The organism is Phycicoccus sp. 3266 (assembly GCF_031456495.1).
Classification (GTDB): domain Bacteria; phylum Actinomycetota; class Actinomycetes; order Actinomycetales; family Dermatophilaceae; genus Pedococcus.
Genome location: NZ_JAVDUW010000002.1, coordinates 235,639 through 253,009, shown reverse-complemented (window position 1 = coordinate 253,009; position 17,371 = coordinate 235,639). Strand labels below are relative to the sequence as shown.

14 protein-coding genes are annotated in these 17,371 nt (G+C 71.1%); 3 read left to right on the top strand and 11 right to left on the bottom strand.

Features of this window, described 5'->3' with window-relative positions:
• Window positions 1-86 precede the first annotated feature (86 nt).
• The 3 genes from J2X64_RS10980 to rarD all read left to right on the top strand — a co-directional run bounded on the left by J2X64_RS10980 (window position 87) and on the right by rarD (window position 4,168).
• Complete coding sequence (locus J2X64_RS10980) at window positions 87-1,994, top strand: 2-oxoacid:acceptor oxidoreductase subunit alpha (RefSeq protein WP_310153836.1); 1,908 nt, start codon at window positions 87-89, stop codon at window positions 1,992-1,994.
• A gap of 79 nt (window positions 1,995-2,073) precedes the next feature.
• Window positions 2,074-3,153, top strand: a complete 1,080-nt coding sequence (locus J2X64_RS10975; RefSeq protein WP_310155851.1) for a 2-oxoacid:ferredoxin oxidoreductase subunit beta — start codon at window positions 2,074-2,076, stop codon at window positions 3,151-3,153.
• Window positions 3,154-3,175: 22 nt separating this feature from the next.
• On the top strand, window positions 3,176-4,168 hold the full coding sequence (gene rarD, locus J2X64_RS10970) for an EamA family transporter RarD (protein ID WP_310153833.1): 993 nt from the start codon (window positions 3,176-3,178) through the stop codon (window positions 4,166-4,168).
• 7 nt (window positions 4,169-4,175) lie between these two features.
• Here the strand turns inward: rarD and J2X64_RS10965 are convergent, their stop codons facing one another.
• From J2X64_RS10965 to nuoH, 11 genes are all read right to left on the bottom strand, one after another.
• Window positions 4,176-5,432, bottom strand: coding sequence for an alpha-L-fucosidase (locus J2X64_RS10965; protein WP_310153830.1), 1,257 nt, complete (start codon window positions 5,430-5,432; stop codon window positions 4,176-4,178).
• A gap of 5 nt (window positions 5,433-5,437) precedes the next feature.
• A complete protein-coding gene (locus J2X64_RS10960; RefSeq protein WP_310153827.1) occupies window positions 5,438-6,763 on the bottom strand; it encodes a D-arabinono-1,4-lactone oxidase in 1,326 nt (441 codons plus the stop codon).
• Complete coding sequence (locus tag J2X64_RS10955) at window positions 6,760-7,914, bottom strand: amino acid deaminase/aldolase (RefSeq protein ID WP_310153823.1); 1,155 nt, start codon at window positions 7,912-7,914, stop codon at window positions 6,760-6,762. Before J2X64_RS10955 ends, J2X64_RS10960 begins: the two co-directional genes overlap by 4 nt.
• A gap of 161 nt (window positions 7,915-8,075) precedes the next feature.
• A complete protein-coding gene (locus tag J2X64_RS10950) occupies window positions 8,076-9,116 on the bottom strand; it encodes a polyprenyl synthetase family protein (RefSeq protein WP_397444044.1) in 1,041 nt (346 codons plus the stop codon).
• A gap of 32 nt (window positions 9,117-9,148) precedes the next feature.
• Complete coding sequence (gene nuoN / locus J2X64_RS10945; protein WP_397444062.1) at window positions 9,149-10,738, bottom strand: NADH-quinone oxidoreductase subunit NuoN; 1,590 nt, start codon at window positions 10,736-10,738, stop codon at window positions 9,149-9,151.
• Between the two features lie 8 nt (window positions 10,739-10,746).
• Entirely contained in the window at window positions 10,747-12,279 is a 1,533-nt protein-coding gene (locus tag J2X64_RS10940; protein ID WP_310153818.1) for an NADH-quinone oxidoreductase subunit M, read from the bottom strand.
• Window positions 12,279-14,216 carry an NADH-quinone oxidoreductase subunit L gene (gene nuoL, locus J2X64_RS10935; protein WP_310153816.1) on the bottom strand — a complete coding sequence of 646 codons (1,938 nt, stop codon included), beginning with the start codon at window positions 14,214-14,216 and terminating at the stop codon, window positions 12,279-12,281. Before nuoL ends, J2X64_RS10940 begins: the two co-directional genes overlap by 1 nt.
• Window positions 14,217-14,229: 13 nt before the next feature.
• Window positions 14,230-14,529, bottom strand: a complete 300-nt coding sequence (gene nuoK, locus J2X64_RS10930; RefSeq protein ID WP_310153813.1) for an NADH-quinone oxidoreductase subunit NuoK — start codon at window positions 14,527-14,529, stop codon at window positions 14,230-14,232.
• Window positions 14,526-15,296: an NADH-quinone oxidoreductase subunit J gene (locus J2X64_RS10925; protein WP_310153810.1), complete on the bottom strand. Its 771-nt coding sequence runs from the start codon at window positions 15,294-15,296 to the stop codon at window positions 14,526-14,528. The genes nuoK and J2X64_RS10925 overlap by 4 nt, the downstream gene beginning before the upstream one ends.
• Window positions 15,293-15,997 carry an NADH-quinone oxidoreductase subunit NuoI gene (nuoI, locus tag J2X64_RS10920; protein ID WP_310153807.1) on the bottom strand — a complete coding sequence of 235 codons (705 nt, stop codon included), beginning with the start codon at window positions 15,995-15,997 and terminating at the stop codon, window positions 15,293-15,295. The genes J2X64_RS10925 and nuoI overlap by 4 nt, the downstream gene beginning before the upstream one ends.
• Complete coding sequence (gene nuoH / locus J2X64_RS10915) at window positions 15,990-17,348, bottom strand: NADH-quinone oxidoreductase subunit NuoH (RefSeq protein ID WP_310155847.1); 1,359 nt, start codon at window positions 17,346-17,348, stop codon at window positions 15,990-15,992. The genes nuoI and nuoH overlap by 8 nt, the downstream gene beginning before the upstream one ends.
• Between the last annotated feature and the right edge of the window lie 23 nt (window positions 17,349-17,371).

Genomic DNA, 17,371 nt, shown 5'->3' with positions numbered 1-17,371 from the left:
CACCTGCTCTCCTCCGTGCCCGATCTACCATGGAAGAACGCCCGCACTGGCGGGAACGACACGGAGAACAGGTGGCGGAAACGCAGATGAGCAGCAAGTCCGTCCAGCAGCTCGACCGAGTGGTGATTCGGTTCGCTGGGGACTCGGGTGACGGCATGCAGCTGACGGGGGACCGGTTCACGAGCGAGACCGCCGCCCTCGGCAACGACCTGTCGACCCTCCCCAACTTCCCGGCGGAGATCCGTGCGCCCCAGGGCACCCTGCCGGGTGTCTCGAGCTTCCAGCTGCACTTCGCCGACCACGACGTGCTGACGCCGGGTGACGCCCCCGACGTCCTCGTCGCGATGAACCCGGCGGCGCTCAAGGCCAACCTGCGCGACCTGCCCCGCGGCGCCACGATCATCGCCAACACCGACGAGTTCACCAAGCGCAACCTCGGCAAGGTCGGCTATGCCGCCAACCCGCTCGAGGACGGCAGCCTCGAGTCGTGGCACGTCCACCCGGTCGCGCTCACGAGCATCACGGTCGAGGCGCTGGCCGAGTTCGACGGCCTGTCCCGCAAGGACAAGGAGCGCGCGAAGAACATGTTCGCGCTCGGCCTGCTGTCGTGGATGTACCACCGCCCCACCAGCGGCACGGAGTCGTTCCTGGAGAAGAAGTTCGGCAGCAAGCCGGAGATCCTCGCCGCCAACCTCGCGGCGCTCAAGGCGGGGCTCAACTACGGGGAGACGACCGAGGACTTCGCCGTCTCCTACGAGATCGCGCCGGCGACGATGGCCCCTGGCACGTACCGCAACATCACCGGCAACCTCGCGCTCGCGCTCGGCCTCACGACCGCGGCGCACCGGGCCGGCATACCGCTCGTCCTCGGCTCGTACCCCATCACGCCCGCCTCGGACATCCTGCACACCCTCAGCGGGTTCAAGCGGTACGGCGTCACGACGATGCAGTGCGAGGACGAGATCGCGGGCATCGGTGCCGCGCTCGGCGCGAGCTTCGGCGGGGCCATCGGCGTCACGACGACGTCGGGTCCCGGTGTCGCGCTCAAGTCCGAGACGATCGGGCTCGGCGTCAGCCTCGAGCTGCCGCTCGTCATCGTCGACGTCCAGCGCGGTGGTCCGTCGACCGGGCTGCCCACGAAGACCGAGCAGTCCGACCTGCTGCAGGCGATGTTCGGCCGCAACGGCGAGTCGCCGGTGCCGATCGTGGCGCCCCAGTCGCCGGCCGACTGCTTCCCGGCCGCGCTCGAGGCCGTCCGCATCGCGACGACCTACCGCACGCCGGTGTTCGTGCTGTCCGACGGCTACCTGGCCAACGGCTCCGAGCCGTGGGCCGTCCCGCAGGTCGAGGACCTGCCCGACCTCACGGTGCAGTTCGCCACCGAGCCCAACGGCACCGCCGCCGACGGCACCCCCGTCTTCCACCCGTTCCTGCGCGACGAGACCACGCTGGCCCGTCCCTGGGCCGTCCCCGGCACCCCGGGCCTCGAGCACCGCGTCGGCGGTATCGAGAAGGCCGACGTCACCGGCAACATCTCCTACGACCCCGACAACCACGACCTCATGACCCGGTTGCGCGCCGCCAAGGTCGAGCGGATCGCCGACACCATCGGCGACCTCGAGGTCGACGACCCCAGCGGCGAGGCCGACGTGCTGGTCCTCGGCTGGGGCTCGACGTACGGCCCGATCGCCGCGGCCGTCCGCAGCGTCCGGAACACCGGAGCCAAGGTCGCCCGGGCGCACCTGCGCCACCTCAACCCGTTCCCCCGCAACACCGGCGAGGTGCTGCGCCGCTACGACCGCGTCCTCGTGCCCGAGATGAACATGGGCCAGCTCGCGATGCTGCTGCGCGCGAAGTACCTCGTCGACGTCCACTCGTTCACCCAGGTGCGTGGCCTGCCGTTCACGACCGTCGAGCTCGCCGACGCGGTCGTGTCGCTGCTGGACGAGAGCCGGTCCGCCACCACCGACAGCACGCAGGAGGTCCGCGCGTGAACACCCCCCGAAGCCTCTCCCCCGCTTCGCTCCGCCGACGACGTCGCGGGGACCGCGCGTGAGCGCCATCGACCTGGGTATGCCGGGCAGCTCACCGGACGGCGGCACGGCCGGCGTCCCCCGCCTGCCCGACGACGCGGCCCGCCAGACCAAGAAGGAGTTCACCTCCGACCAGGAGGTGCGCTGGTGCCCGGGCTGCGGTGACTACGCGATCCTCGCCGCCGTGCAGGGCTTCCTGCCCGACCTCGGCCTCAAGCGCGAGAACATCGTCTTCGTCTCGGGCATCGGCTGCTCGTCGCGGTTCCCGTACTACCTCGACACCTACGGCATGCACTCGATCCACGGCCGCGCCCCGGCGATCGCGACCGGCCTCGCGACGAGCCGCAGCGACCTGTCGGTGTGGGTCGTCACGGGTGACGGCGACGCCCTGTCGATCGGCGGCAACCACCTCATCCACGCGCTGCGCCGCAACGTGAACCTCACGATCCTGTTGTTCAACAACCAGATCTACGGCCTCACCAAGGGCCAGTACTCCCCCACCTCCGAGGTCGGCAAGATCACCAAGTCCACCCCGATGGGCTCGGTCGACCACCCGTTCAACCCGGTCTCGCTGGCCCTCGGCGCCGAGGCGACCTTCGTCGCGCGCACGATGGACTCCGACCGCAAGCACCTCACCGAGGTCCTGCGCCGAGCCGCCGAGCACCGCGGGACGTCGCTGGTCGAGATCTACCAGAACTGCCCGATCTTCAACGACGGCGCGTTCGACCTCATCAAGGACCGCAGCCAGCAGGAGGCGCGCATCGTCCACCTCGCCGACGGCGAGCCGGTGCACGTCGGCCCCGAGGGCGACCGGCAGGTGCTCGTCCGCACCGCCGGCGGCGGGATGGAGTTCATGCCGGAGACCGAGGCGGAGGGCCGTGACGTCGTCGTTCACGACGTGGGCGCGCCCGACCCGACGCAGGCGTTCGCGCTGTCGCGGCTGGACTCCCCGGAGATGACGCACGTCCCGATGGGCGTCTTCCGCGACGTCGACCGTCCCACCTACGACGACCTCGTCCGTGGCCAGGTCGCGGCGGCCGTCGACACGGCCGGCGGCCGCGCCACCGACGCCGACCTCGACGCCCTCATCCGCGGGCGCGACACCTGGACCGTGGCGTGACGCAGGTCCCCGGAACCGCCGCGTGAGCGGCGGCGACGGGCAGCCGCGCGACGGGAGCGGTGCGGACCAACCGCAGCCCGGCAGGAGCGAGGCGGAGGAGTCGCGGCGCGGCGCGGCATACGGCTTCACGGCGTATGCCGTGTGGGGGCTCTTCCCCCTCTACTTCGCCGCGCTCAAGCCGGCGGGGGCGTGGGAGATCCTGTCCCACCGCATCCTGTGGACCCTGCTGCTGTGCCTCGTGGTCCTCGGGCTGCGGCGTGACCTCGTCTGGCTGCGCGACCTGGCGCGTCGGCCCCGCCTCGCCGGTGGCGTCACCGCGGCCGCCCTGCTGATCGGCGTGAACTGGGTCGTCTACGTCGCCGCGGTGCTGAACGACCACACGACCGAGGCCGCGCTGGGGTACTTCCTGAACCCGATCGTGACCGTCGCGCTCGGGGTGCTGGTGCTGCGCGAACGGCTGCGGCCGCTGCAGTGGGTCGCCGTGGCGATCGGCGCGCTGGCGGGGGTGTACCTGTCCGTCGCGGCCGGGTCGGTGCCGGTCATAGCGCTGACCCTCGCGTTCTCGTTCGGCGGCTACGGCCTCGTCAAGAAGAAGGTGGGCGTCTCCCTGACGGCGATGCAGTCGCTGTCCGCCGAGACGCTGGTCCTCGGGCCCATCGCGGTCGTCATGCTGGCGGTGCTGACCGTGCGCGGTGACACGACGTTCACGACAGACGGCGCGTGGCACATGACGCTGCTCGTCCTGGCCGGCGTCGCGACCGCCACCCCGCTCCTGCTCTTCGCCGCGGCTGCGCGACGGGTGCCGCTGGTGACGATCGGCCTGCTGCAGTTCATCACCCCGGTGCTGCAGCTGCTGTGCGGCGTGCTGCTGCTCCACGAGCACATGTCGACCGCCCGCTGGACCGGCTTCGCCATCGTCTGGCTGGCCCTCGTGGTGCTCACCGTCGACACCCTGCGGCACCGCACGGGCCTGGCGCGGGCGCGCGCCGCCGAGCTCGCCGACATCACGCCCTGAGCGGCGGCTAGAGCTCGTCCGGTCGGGTGGTCGGGGCGGCATACCCCTGCGGCAGCTGCGGTTCCGGTCCGGCGCGGTGTGCCGCGACGGCGACGACCACCGCGCCCTCACCGTCGGCCTCGACCGTCAGGCGCCTCGTGATCGTGGCGGGGACGCGGACGAACCGCCGCACGCCGAGCGACCCGCCACGGGCCACCTCCACGCCCTCGACGAGAACCCGGAAGCCGACCACTAGCTGGCCGTCGGTGAGGCCCTCGCGCAGCTCGACCACGTCGAACGCCGTCGGCTCGTCCCACTCGGCCAGCCACACGCCCGCGCCCCGCGGCTGCACGCGTGCGACGGCCGGCTGCCCGTATCGGCGTGCGACCTCTGCCCCGAATTCCGCCACCCGGTCGGCGTCCTCCGGCAACACGAGCCCGTCCCGAGCCGGGGGCACGTTGAGCAGCAGGCCCGCGCCCAGGCCGACCGACCGCTCGTGGATGGCCAGCAGGTGCTCGAGCGACTTGGGCTCGTCGTCCTCGCTCCAGAACCACCCGCGCCGCAGCGACACGTCGCACTCCGGCGGCAGGTAGCGCCGCTCCCCCAGCCGGCCCGAGGCGTCGGTGTACTGGCTCAGGGCGGTGGACTCGACGGCATACCGGACGGGGTCCTGCGCGAGGCCGTCCTCGTTGCCCACCCACCGGATCGTCGGTCGCCCCAGGTTGAAGACCATGGCGCCCGGCTGGTGGCGCTCGACGACGCCCATGATGCGCACCCAGTCGTAGTCGTACCCCTCCGAGCCTGCGCCGTCGAACCACACCTCCACCAGCGGCCCGTAGCCCGTGCACAGCTCGGTCAGCTGGCGCGCGTAGAAGTCGCTGTATGCCGCCGGGTCGGCGTAGCAGGGCGCGTTGCGGTCCCAGGGCGACAGGTAGAGGCCGAGGCCGAGGCCGTGCCGGTGGCAGGCGTCGGCAACCTCCGCGACGACGTCGCCGGCTCCGTCGCGCCACGGGGAGGAGCGCACGGAGTAGTCCGTCGTGGCGGTCGGCCAGAGGCAGAAGCCGTCGTGGTGCTTGGCCGTGAGGACGAGGTAGCGCGCGCCGAACGAGGTGGCCGTGCGCACCCACTGGTCGGCGTCGAGGTGCGCGGGGTCGAAGCTCGCGGCGGGCAGCGTCCCGTCGCTCCACTCGACCCCGTGGAAGGTGTTGAGCCCGACGTGGACGAACATGCCCGTGCCCAGCTCCTGCCAGTGCAGCTGCTGCGGCGTCGGCCTCGGGACGGACACCGAGCTCAGTCGCCGAGGACGCGGCGCAGGTAGTCGTTGGCGAACACGCGACCGGGGTCGAGGCGGTCGCGCACCGCGCGGAAGTCGTCGAACCGGGGGTACAGGACCTGCAGCCGCTCGGCGTCGAGGGTGTGCAGCTTGCCCCAGTGCGGGCGTCCGTCGTGCTCGGCCACGATCTCCTCGAAGGCCGCGAACGCGCCCGCGTCGTCCATGCGGTGGTACTGGTGCATGGCGATGTACGCGTTCTCCCGCTCGTACCCCGTCGACAGCCAGACGTCGTCGGCCCCGGTGAACCGCAGCTCCAGCGGGAAGGTCAGCGGCGGCCGGTACCGCTCGAGCCATTCGCGGACGGCCAGGACCACGTCGCGGGCGTGGGCCCTCGGAACGGCGTACTCGCTCTCGCGGAAGCGCACCGCGCGCTCGGCGACGAACACGCGCCACGAGTCGTCGGTGTACTCCCGCGCGCCGAGCAGCCGGGCGCTGACCGTGTTGAGGCTCGGGACGATCCGGGGGAGGCGCGTCGCCGCCCGGTTCGTCACCTCGTAGAGCCGGTTGGAGAGGAAGTCGTCGTCGAGCCAGGCCCGCCACGCGGGGAGCGGGTCGCCCGGGGCATCGGCCCCGACCCGGTCGTTGTGCTTGACGAGGACCCGGTCGGTGAGCGGGAACCAGTGCATGTCGACGTGGTCGTGGGCGGCCAGGTCGTCGTCGAGTCGGTCGAGGACATCGTGCAGGTCGGCGCCGAACTCGCGCGCGTGCAGCCGGAACCCCGGGACGCACTGCAGCTCGACCTCGGTGACCACCCCGAGCGCGCCGAGCCCGACCCGGGCCGCCTGGAACACCTCGGGCTCGACCTCCTGCGAGCAGGTCAGCACGGACCCGTCGGCGAGGACGAGCGTGAGTCCCCGCACCGCCGACGCGATGCCCTGGAACCGCAGTCCCGTGCCGTGCGTGCCGGTGGAGATGGCCCCGCTGATGGTCTGTTGGTCGATGTCGCCCAGGTTGGGCAGCGCGAGCCCCAGGGCCTGCAGGGCCGGGTTGAGGACGTGCAGCGGCGTACCCCCGAGGACGCGGACCCGACCGGTGACCGCGTCGGCGTGCAGGACGCCGCGGAGGCCGTCGAGCCGCAGCTGCACCCCGTCGGTGGTGGCAATGGCGGTGAACGAGTGCCCGGTGCCGACGGGCTTGACGCCGAGTCCCCGCTGCACCGCGTCGCGCACGGTCGCGGCCACCTCCTCGGTGCTGCGCGGGGTCGCCACCTCAGCCGGGTGGCAGGTCTGGTTGCCCGCCCAGTTGGTCCACGGCCCCGGCGACGTCACCGGCCGCGCCGTCATCCGAAGCTCCTCCCCTCGCCACGGTAGGTCGGCACGGTGTCGGCGAGCTCCCGTCCTCGGACGAGGTGCAGGCGCTCGAACCGCTCGCACATCTCACCGGCCTTCGCGTGGCGGAACCAGACCCGGTCGCCCACTCGGAGGTCGTGGGTTCCGTTGCCCTGCAACGGTGTCTGCACCTCGCCAACCCCTTCGCGACGCACCAGCCCCACGCTTGAGCGACCGTACGGCCGCGGGAGCCGCGACCGGCTCGCGGGACCCGAGGCGACGTAGCCACCCCCGAACGCCGTCGCGAAGCCGGGGCCGGGGCGCCGCACCACCGAGAGCGCGTAGGCCGCGGCGGGCCGCGGCGAGAAGTCGTCGTACCCGTCGAACAGCGTCGGCCCGTAGAGACCAGACCCGGCGGCGAGCTCGGTGACGACGGGGTCGCGACCGGTCACGTGCAGCGATCCCGTGCCGCCGGCGTTGACGAACTCGAGGTCGGCCACCTCGCGCAGGGCCGCGACGACCGCGGCCCGGCGCTCGAGCAGGCTCGCCGCCGACCTCCGCTTCACCACCCGGACAGCCGGGGAGGAGTCGGGGAGACCGGCGATCTGCGCGTCGTAGAACATCGTCCCGACCACCCGCAGCCCCGCCGCCTGCGCCGCCCGGGCCACCGCCACCGCGTCCTCGGGGGTGCGGACCGGTGACCGGCGCACACCCAGGTGCACGCGGCCCAGGCGCAGCGAGGAGTCGACGTCGACCGCCACGCGCAGCCCGTGCGGCCGGTCCACCGAGGCGAGCAGGTCCACGTGCTCGGCGCTGTCGACGGTCAGGGTCACCTGGGCCGCCAGGCGCTCGTCCGCCGCCACCGCGGCGATGGCGGGGCGGTCGACGCTGGGGTACGCCACGAACACGTCGTCGAGGCCCTCGGCGACCAGCCACGCCGCCTCCCCCACGGCATACGCCATCACGCCGTGGAAGCCCTCCATCCCGAGCACGCGCTCGACCAGGCTGCGGCAGCGCACGGACTTGGAGGCGACCCGGATCGGGGTGCCACCGGCCCGGCGGACCAGGTCGGCCGCGTTGGCGTCGAACGCGTCGAGGTCGACGACGGCCAGTGGCGGCTGCAGGTCGGCGGTGGCGGCGTCCCAGCGGTCGACGTCGGAGGTCACAGGCGCGACGATACCCACGCCTCTTCCTCAACGGCCCCGGCACGCGCAAAACGGCAGTTGCGCGCACGAAACGGGGCTGCGGAACTTCCGTTTCGTGCCAGCAACCGCCGTGTTGCGGTTCAGGAGCCGCGGGCCGGTATGCCGCGTGCGCCTGGGGTGGGTCAGCCGACGCGGGTGACGACGCTGGTCGCCAGGGCGTGCAGCGCGTCCTTGGCGGCACCCTCGGGCAGCGGCTCGAGGACCTCCTGGGCGCGGCGGGCGACGGCAGCGGTGTGCTCGCGCGCCCGGTCCATGGCGGCGTTGCCGCGCAGCAGGCCCAGCGCCTCGGCGAGGGCGTCCTCGTCCTCGCGCAGGTCGCGCTGCAGCAGCTCCTGCAGGCGCGCGTCGGCCGGGTCGTCCGAGGCCAGGGCGTAGAGGACCGGCAGGGTGCGCTTGCCCTCGCGCAGGTCGGTGCCGGGGGTCTTGCCCAGCTCGGCCTCGTCGGACGACACGTCGATGAGGTCGTCGGCCAGCTGGAAGGCCATGCCGATCCGCTCGCCGAACTCGCGCATCACCTCGACGGTCTCCGCGTCGCAGCCGGAGAACATCGCCCCGTAGCGGGCCGCCGTGGCGATGAGGACGCCGGTCTTGTCGGCCAGCACGCCCAGGTAGTACTCGACCGGGTCGCTGCCCTCGGGCGCGTGCCGGGTGTCGCGGATCTGGCCCGCGCACAGCCGCACGAACGTCTCGGCCTGGATCTTGACCGCCTCGGCGCCGAGGTCGGCGATGATCGAGGACGCAGTGCCGAAGAGCAGGTCGCCGACGAGGATCGCGGTCGAGTTGCCGTAGCGGGCGTTCGCGCTCGGGGCACCGCGACGCACGTCGGCCTCGTCCATGACGTCGTCGTGGCACAGCGAGGCCACGTGCGTGAGCTCGACGCCGGCAGCCGCGGCCACGACGTCGGGGTTCGTGCCGGTGCCCAGCTGTGCCGCGAGCAGGGTCAGCAGCGGCCGGAACCGCTTGCCGCCCGCCTCGATGAGGTGGCTGTTCGCGCCCGCGATGAACGGGTCGTCGTGGTCGACCTCGCGCCGCAGCAGGGCGTCGACCTCGGCGAGCCCGCGCTGGAGCTCGTCGGACAGGTCGTCCGGCACGGTCGGCAGCGAGAGCCCGGGCACCGCCCCGCCCGACGCCACGGGCTCCGTCACCCCAGCGGACCGGGTCACGTCAACAGCCCGTGTCACTTCAACAGCCCGTGTCACTTCAACAGGAACTGCGAGGACCGGTCGGCCAAGTCGAGCACGTACGTCGGCAGGATGCCGAGCGCCAGCGTGACGAGCGTGCCGACGGTGATCGCGACGGTGAGGAACGGCGAGGCGGTCTCGGCCACCACGGGCTCACCGGCCGGCGGCTCGGTGAAGTACATGAGGACGATCAGCCGCACGTAGACGAACGCGGTGACCACCGAGGCGATGACACCGATGACGACCAGGGCGACGCCCGAGGTCCCGCCGAACGACACGGCCGGGGAGAACGCGGCGTACTTGGCGGCGAAGCCCGACGTCAGCGGGATGCCGGCGAAGGCCAGCAGCAGGAACGCGAACACGCCCGCGACCACCGGGTGGCGACGGCCCAGGCCGGCCCACTGCGACAGGTGCGACGCCTCGGACCCGCCCTGGCGGACCATCGAGACCACCGCGAATCCGGCGATCGTCATGAAGCCGTAGGCGACCAGGTAGAACAGCGTGCCGCTGACACCGGTCTTGTCGAAGGCCAGCACCGCCACGAGGATGAACCCGGCGTGGGCGATCGAGGAGTACGCGAGCAGCCGCTTGACGTCGGTCTGGGTGACGGACAGGACCGCGCCGACGACCATGGTCAGGGCGGCGACGGCGATGACCCCACCGCGCCAGTCCCAGCGGTTGCCCTCGGCGGCGACGTAGGCGAACCGCAGGATCGCGCCGAACGCCGCGACCTTGGTGCACGCGGCCATGAAGCCGGTGACCGGGGTGGGCGCACCCTGGTAGACGTCCGGGGTCCAGGAGTGGAAGGGCACGGCGCCGACCTTGAACAGCAGGCCGATCAGCACGAGCAGGACGCCCGGGAGCAGCAGCCCCTCCATCTGGCCGTTGGCGGCCGTGACCGCGGCGGCGATGTCGCTGAGGTAGACCGACCCGGCATACCCGTAGAGCAGCGCCGACCCGAAGAGGAAGAACGCCGAGCTGAACGCGCCGAGCAGGAAGTACTTGAGCGCGGCCTCCTGCGACAGCAGGCGGCGACGACGGGCCAGGCCGCACATGAGGTACAGCGGGAGCGAGAGCACCTCGAGCGCGATGAACATCGTCAGCAGGTCGCCGGCAGCCGGGAAGAGCATCATGCCCACGACGGCGAAGAGCGTCAGCGGGAAGACCTCGCTGGTGGCGAGGCCGGCGCGCAGGGCGGCGGCCTCGTGGGCCGAGCCGGGGATCGCAGCACCCATGGGGGTGAAGGCGTCGGCACCTTGGCCGCCGAACTTCTCCGCCATCGTGAGCACCCCGAGGGCGGCCATCGCGAGGATGGCGCCCTGCAGGAACAGGGCCGGGCCGTCGATGACGACCGCACGGGCCAGCGTGACGCCCTGGTGGTCGCTCTTCACCGAGACCGTGACGAGCACGACGAATGCCGCGACGAGCGTGACGAGCGCGACCGCGACCTGGGTGTTGTGGCGCACGCGGCGGGGCGCGAAGGCCTCGATGAGCACCCCGACGAGGGCACCGGCGACGACGACGAGCATCGGCGCCACCGCGCCGTAGTTCACGTCGGCGGCCTTGAAGGCGGCGGGCAGGGCCGTCGTGGCGAGGACCGTCATGGCGGGCATTACTTCGTGCTCCCGTCAGCAGCGGAGGAGGGTGCCGGGTCCGAGACGCCCACGTGGTGCAGCGTCGTCTTCACGGCCGGGTTGAGCAGGTCGAGCGCGGGCTTCGGGTAGAAGCCCAGCACGATGAGGACCGCGAGGATCGGCGCGACGACGAGCTTCTCGCGCAGCGTGATGTCGCGGACGGCGGCGCCATCGAGCTCCGGCTTGGGGCCGGTCATCATCCGCTTGTACATGAGCAGGATGTAGAGGGCCGCGAGGACGATGCCGGCGGTCGCGACCACGGCCGGGAACCGGTACCGCTGGAACGTCCCGACCAGCACCATGATCTCGGACACGAACGGGCTCAGGCCGGGCAGCGCCAGGCCCGCGAGGCCGGACACCAGGAAGACGCCGGCCAGCCCGGGGGTGACCCGCTGCCAGCCGCCGAAGTCAGGGATCCGCTTGCTGCCGCGGCGCGCGACGAGCATCGCGCCGACGAGGAACAGCGCTGCCGTCGTGAACCCGTGGTTGAGCATGTACAGCGTCGACCCGGCGCCACCGGTCGTGGTGAACGCGAAGATGCCGAGCACGATGAAACCGAAGTGGCTCACCGAGGTGTACGCGATCAGCCGCATGAGGTCGGTCTGGCCGATGGCCAGCAGCGCACCGTAGAGGACCGAGATGACGGCCAGCGCCAGCACGACCGGGGTCGCCCACTTCGAGGCCTCGGGGAACAGCTGCAGGCAGAACCGGATCATCCCGTAGGTGCCGACCTTGTCGAGCACGCCGACGAGGAGCACGGCCGTCGCCGGCTTGGCCTCGGTGGCGGCGTCGGGCAGCCACGTGTGGACCGGCCACATCGGGGCCTTGACCGCGAAGGCGAAGAAGAAGGCCACGAACATCCAGCGCTCGGCGCCCTGCGGCAGGTCCAGCCCGGTGAGCTTGCTGACGAGGAAGCCGTCGGAGCCGCCGGGGCCGTAGTGGTAGAGCGCGATGACGCCCACGAGCATCACGAGCCCACCGGCGAGGGAGAACAGCAGGAACTTCACGGCGGCGTACTGGCGGCGCGGGCCGCCGAAGGACCCGATGAGGAAGTACACCGGGATGAGCATGGCCTCGAAGAAGACGTAGAAGAGGAACACGTCGGTCGCGGCGAAGACGCCCACCATGAAGGTGGCGAGCGACAGCATGAGCGCGAAGTAGTTCTTCTCCCTCGCACCGCCCTCGGGCACGTCGTGCCACGCGGCGAGGATGCAGACCGGGAGCAGGACCAGGGCCATGAGGATCATGACGAGCGCGAGGCCGTCGACCCCGAGGGCGTAGGAGACGCCGAACTGCGGGATCCACTCGTGCCGCTCGGAGAGCTGGAACTGCTGGGTCGACCCGGTGTCGAACTGCAGCGCGGCAGCCACACCCAGCACGAGCGTCACCAGCGAGAAGCCGAGGGCCACCCGCTTGGCCTGGTCGGCCACGGAGGCCGGCAGCGCCGCGACGACGACCGCACCGATCAGCGGGACGAGCCCGATGACGGTCAGCCAGGGGAAGTTGGACATCAGTTGATCACCCACACAGCACCGAGGAGGACGACGACGCCGGCGAGCATCGTCAGGGCATAGGACCGAGCGAAACCGTTCTGGAGGCGACGCAGGCGGCTCGACGTGCCACCGACCAGGGCGGCCAGGCCACCGACCCCACCGTCGACGCCGCGGTTGTCGGCGAAGACGAGTGCGCGGGTCAGGTGGATGCCGGGGCGCATGAACGCACCCTCGTTGACGTCGTCCTGGTACAGGTCGCGCCGGGCGGCCCGGGTCAGCAGGGAGCCGGTCGGCTGCACCTGCGGGACCTCGTCACGCCAGTAGCGCATCCACGCCAGGGCGATGCCGCCGGCGACGAGCAGCAGCGTCAGCGTCATGAGGACCGGCACCGACAGGACGGCGTGCTCGTTCTCGTCGTGCGCGCCGACGACCGGCTCGAGCCAGTGCGTGAACGTGTTGCCGATCGCCAGGACGAGGCCGAGCAGGGCGGACCCGACGGCCAGCACCATCATCGGCACGGTCATGGTCAGCGGCGACTCGTGCGGGTGGACGTCGTCGGTCCAGCGCTTCTTGCCGTGGAAGGTCATGAAGAACAGGCGCGACATGTAGAAGGCGGTGATGCCGGCGCCGATGAGCGCGGCGCCACCGAAGACCCACGGCCGCCAGCCCTCGCCGACGAACGCGGCCTCGATGATCTTGTCCTTGGACCAGAAGCCCGAGAACGGCGGGACACCGAGGATCGCCAGCCAGCCGAGGCCGAAGGTCACCCAGGTGATCTTCATGGCGCCGGACAGGTTGCCGAACCGGCGCATGTCGACCTGGTCGTTCATGCCGTGCATGACCGAGCCGGCCCCCAGGAACATGCCGGCCTTGAAGAAGCCGTGCGTGAGCAGGTGGAAGATCGCGAACGCGTAGCCGACCGGGCCGAGGCCGGCGGCGAGCATCATGTAGCCGATCTGGCTCATCGTCGAGGCGGCCAGCGCCTTCTTGATGTCGTCCTTGGCACAGCCGACGACCGCACCGAACAGCAGCGTGATCGCGCCGACGATGACGACGACGAGCTGGGCGTTCGGCGCGTGGTCGAAGATGAAGTTGCTGCGCACCACCAGGTAGACGCCGGCGGTGACCATGGTCGCCGCGTGGATGAGCGCAGACACCGGCGTCGGGCCGGCCATGGCGTCACCGAGCCAGGACTGCAGCGGGAACTGCGCCGACTTGCCGCAGGCACCGAGCAGCAGCATCAGGCCGATCGCGGTGAGGACGCCCTCCCCCGCCGTGCCGGACGCCTGCGCGACACCGGCGAAGGTGACCGTCCCGAACGCCGCGAACATGATCATGATCGCGACCGAGAGGCCGAAGTCGCCGACGCGGTTGACGACGAACGCCTTGTTGGCGGCCGTGGCATACGCCGGGTTGTGGTTCCAGAACCCGATGAGCAGGTACGACGCGAGGCCGACGCCCTCCCAGCCGACGTAGAGCAGCAGGTAGGAGTCCGACAGGACGAGCAGGAGCATCGCCGCGACGAACAGGTTGAGGTAGGCGAAGAACCGGCGCTTGTCGGGGTCGTGCTCCATGTAGCCCAGCGAGTACACGTGGATCAGCGAGCCGACGAAGGTGATGAGCAGGACGAACACCACCGACAGCTGGTCGACCAGCATCCCGGCGTCGAGGTTGAACGACCCGGCCGGCACCCAGGTGAACAGGTGCAGGTGCTCGGCCCGGGCCTCGCCGTGGCGGCCGAGCATCGCGATCCACACGAGCAGGCCGACGACGAACGCCGCCCAGGACATGGCGACCGCGAACAGCGGGCCCCACTTGTCGGTGGCGCGGCCGCCGAGCAGCAGGACCGCGGCGCCGAGCAGCGGCAGCGCGACGAGCAGCCAGGCGTATGCCGTGACGCCGGTGGCCGCGGAGGCGGCCCCTCCGGCGGTGGCGAGGGTTGCGAGGGAAGTCACCGGGTGGCCCCTTCTACAGCTTCAGCAGGTTGGCGTCGTCGACCGAGGCCGACCGGCGGGCACGGAAGATGGCCATGATGATGGCCAGCCCCACGACGACCTCGGCCGCGGCGACCACCATGACGAACAGGGCGATCACCTGCCCGTCGAGGCTGCCGCGCATCCGCGCGAACGTCACGAACATCAGGTTCGTCGCGTTGAGCATGAGCTCGACACCCATGAACACGACGATGGCGTTGCGGCGCATGAGCACCGTCGCACCACCGATCGCGAACAGGATGGTCGCGAGGTAGATGTAGTTGACGAGGTTCATCGGGCGTCGCCCTCCTCGATCTCGTGCTCGATGGCGTGCTCGGCGTCGACGTGGCGGGTGGGCACGGCCACCTGCTCGCGGGCGTTGAGGACGCGCGAGACGGACAGCTCGCTGGGGGTGCCGTCGGGGAGCAGCGCCGGGGTGTCGACCGCGTTGTGCCGGGCGTAGACGCCCGGGACCGGCAGGCCGGCGACGTTGCGGTTCTCGCGGATGCGGCGCTCGGACAGCTGGCGCTGGGTCGGCTTGGTGCCGATCCGCTCGCGGTGGGCGAGGACCATCGCGCCGAGGGCCGCCGTGATGAGCAGCGCGGAGGTGACCTCGAAGGCCCAGACGTACTGGCCGAAGATGAGCTCGGCCACACCGGAGACGTTGCCCTTGGAGGCGTTGACCTCGGACAGGCCCTTCATCGGGCCGAACTGCACGCGCCCGACGGCGCTGAAGAGCAGGACCGCGAGGCCCAGGCCCAGCAGCAGCGAGGCGACCTTCTGGCCCTTGAGCGTCTCGACGAGGGAGTCGGAGGAGTCCACGCCCACGAGCATGAGCACGAACAGGAACAACATCATGACCGCGCCGGTGTAGACGAAGATCTGGATGATGCCGAGGAAGTCGGCCTCCTGGGCGATGTAGAAGATGCCCAGGTTGATCATCACGAGCGCCATGGCGATGGCGGCGTGGACGGCCTTCTTCGCGAAGAGCAGGCCCAGGGCCGCGAGGACGCTGATCGGGCCGAGGATCCAGAACATGATCTGCTCGCCCAGGCCGGTCATCGGTGCACCGCCTCGGTGGTCTCGCGGGTCGCCTGGCGGCCGTGCTCGACGACGTCGACGCCCTCCACCGGGTCACCGCTCGGGGCCAGGCCCTCCTCGGGCTCGGCGTGGTGAGCCTTCACCCACTCCTCCTGCTCGTCGGTCGCGCGGGCGACCTTGCCCTGGTAGTAGTCGCGCTCCTCGAGCCCGTCCACCATCGGGTGCGGCGGCAGCAGCATCCCCTCCTGCAGCGGCGCGAGCAGCTGCTCCTTGGTGAAGATGAGGTCGCCGCGGTTGTGGTCGGCCAGCTCGTAGAAGTTGGTCATCGTCAGGGCGCGCGTCGGGCAGGCCTCGATGCACAGGCCGCAGAAGATGCAGCGCAGGTAGTTGATCTGGTAGACGCGGCCGTACCGCTCACCGGGGCTGAACCGGCCGGTGCCGCCCTCGCTGTCGTCGTTGGACGCGCCCTCGACGAGGATCGCGTCCGCGGGGCACGCCCAGGCGCACAGCTCGCAGCCGACGCACTTCTCGAGCCCGTCGGGGTGGCGGTTGAGCTGGTGCCGCCCGTGGAACCGCGGCTGGGTCGGCCGCTTCTCCTCGGGGTACTCCTCGGTCTCCAGCTTGCGGAACATCGTCGCGAACGTGACGCCGAAGCCGCCGACGGGCGCGAAGAGGTCGGCGAAGAAGCCGCCCTTCTTCTCCTCGGTGGGGCGGTCAGGCATGGATGTCCTCCTCGGTGGGGTCGGACGCCCGGTCGCTCAGGGAGAGCGAGGGCTCGCGCAAGCGCTGGCCGGGCAGCGGCGGCACCGGGTAACCACCCGCGAACGGGTCGATCTCCTCCGGCGGTGCCGTGTTCCGGGCCGCGTCGCGCTCGATCTTCTTGTTGTCCCAGATCCACACGACGAGCAGCGCCGCCAGGGCGACCACCACGACGAAGACGATGCTGAAGACCGGGAACCTGCGGTTGCCGAGCGTGAACGCCGCGTCACCGAAGTAGCCGAGCTGGCTGCCGCGGATGAAGGCCACGACGACGACCCAGGCGAGGGTGACGGGGATGAGGAACCGCCAGCCGAACCGCATGAACTGGTCGTAGCGGACCCGCGGAAGGGAGCCGCGCAGCCAGACGAAGAAGAACATGAACAGCCAGAGCTTGATGACGAACCAGAGCAGGCCCCACCAGCCGTGGTTGAACATGCCGGAGTTGATCGCCGCGATGCCGGGAGGGGCCTGCCAGCCACCGAGGAACATCGTCGTGGCCAGGGCCGAGACGGTGAACATGTTGACGTACTCGCCGAGGAAGAACATCGCGAACTTCAGCGAGGAGTACTCGGTGTGGAAGCCACCGGTGAGCTCGCCCTCGCCCTCGGCGAGGTCGAACGGCAGTCGGTTGGTCTCGCCCACCATCGTGATGACGTAGACGAAGAAGCTGAAGAACGCCGGGATGATGAACCACAGGTCGGACTGGGCCGCCACGATCTGGGAGGTCGACATCGACCGGCTGTAGAGGAAGACGGCGACGAGCGACAGGCCCATCGCGATCTCGTAGGAGATGACCTGCGCGGTCGAGCGCAGTCCACCGAGCAGCGGGTAGGTCGAGCCCGAGGACCAGCCGGCGAGCACGATGCCGTAGACGCCGACGCCCGCGACCGCGAGCACCAGCAGCACCGCGACCGGCAGGTCGGTGAGCTGCAGCGGCGTGCGGTGGCCGAACATCGACACCGTCGGCCCCAGCGGGATGATCGCGAAGGACACGAACGCCATCGCACCCGCGATCGCCGGGGCGAGCGCGAAGACGAGCTTGTCGGCGTTCTTGGGGGTCAGGTCCTCCTTGAGCGCCAGCTTGATGCCGTCGGCCAGCGTCTGCAGCAGGCCGAAGGGGCCGGTGCGGTTCGGGCCCGGGCGCTGCTGCATCCGGCCGATGACGCGGCGCTCGAACCAGATGACGATGAGCGTGTTGACCAGCAGGAAGACGAACACGAACAGCGCCTTGACCAGGTGCAGCCACCACGGGGTGTCGCTGAAGTCCGCGGTCGGGTTGTCCCCGCCCGGCGCGGCTCCGGCGAGCGGCGCCACGAGGTGCGGTACGCCGGCGAGCA

Bases quoted from the DNA above. Each gene is read 5' to 3' on its own strand.
- J2X64_RS10980 (WP_310153836.1), top strand. From the start codon at position 87: ATGAGCAGCAAGTCCGTCCAGCAGCTCGACCGAGTGGTGATTCGGTTC.
- J2X64_RS10975 (WP_310155851.1), top strand. From the start codon at position 2,074: ATGCCGGGCAGCTCACCGGACGGCGGCACGGCCGGCGTCCCCCGCCTG.
- J2X64_RS10960 (WP_310153827.1), bottom strand. From the start codon at position 6,763: ATGACGGCGCGGCCGGTGACGTCGCCGGGGCCGTGGACCAACTGGGCG.
- nuoN (WP_397444062.1), bottom strand. From the start codon at position 10,738: ATGACGGTCCTCGCCACGACGGCCCTGCCCGCCGCCTTCAAGGCCGCC.
- J2X64_RS10940 (WP_310153818.1), bottom strand. From the start codon at position 12,279: ATGTCCAACTTCCCCTGGCTGACCGTCATCGGGCTCGTCCCGCTGATC.
- nuoK (WP_310153813.1), bottom strand. From the start codon at position 14,529: ATGAACCTCGTCAACTACATCTACCTCGCGACCATCCTGTTCGCGATC.
- J2X64_RS10925 (WP_310153810.1), bottom strand. From the start codon at position 15,296: ATGACCGGCCTGGGCGAGCAGATCATGTTCTGGATCCTCGGCCCGATC.
- nuoI (WP_310153807.1), bottom strand. From the start codon at position 15,997: ATGCCTGACCGCCCCACCGAGGAGAAGAAGGGCGGCTTCTTCGCCGAC.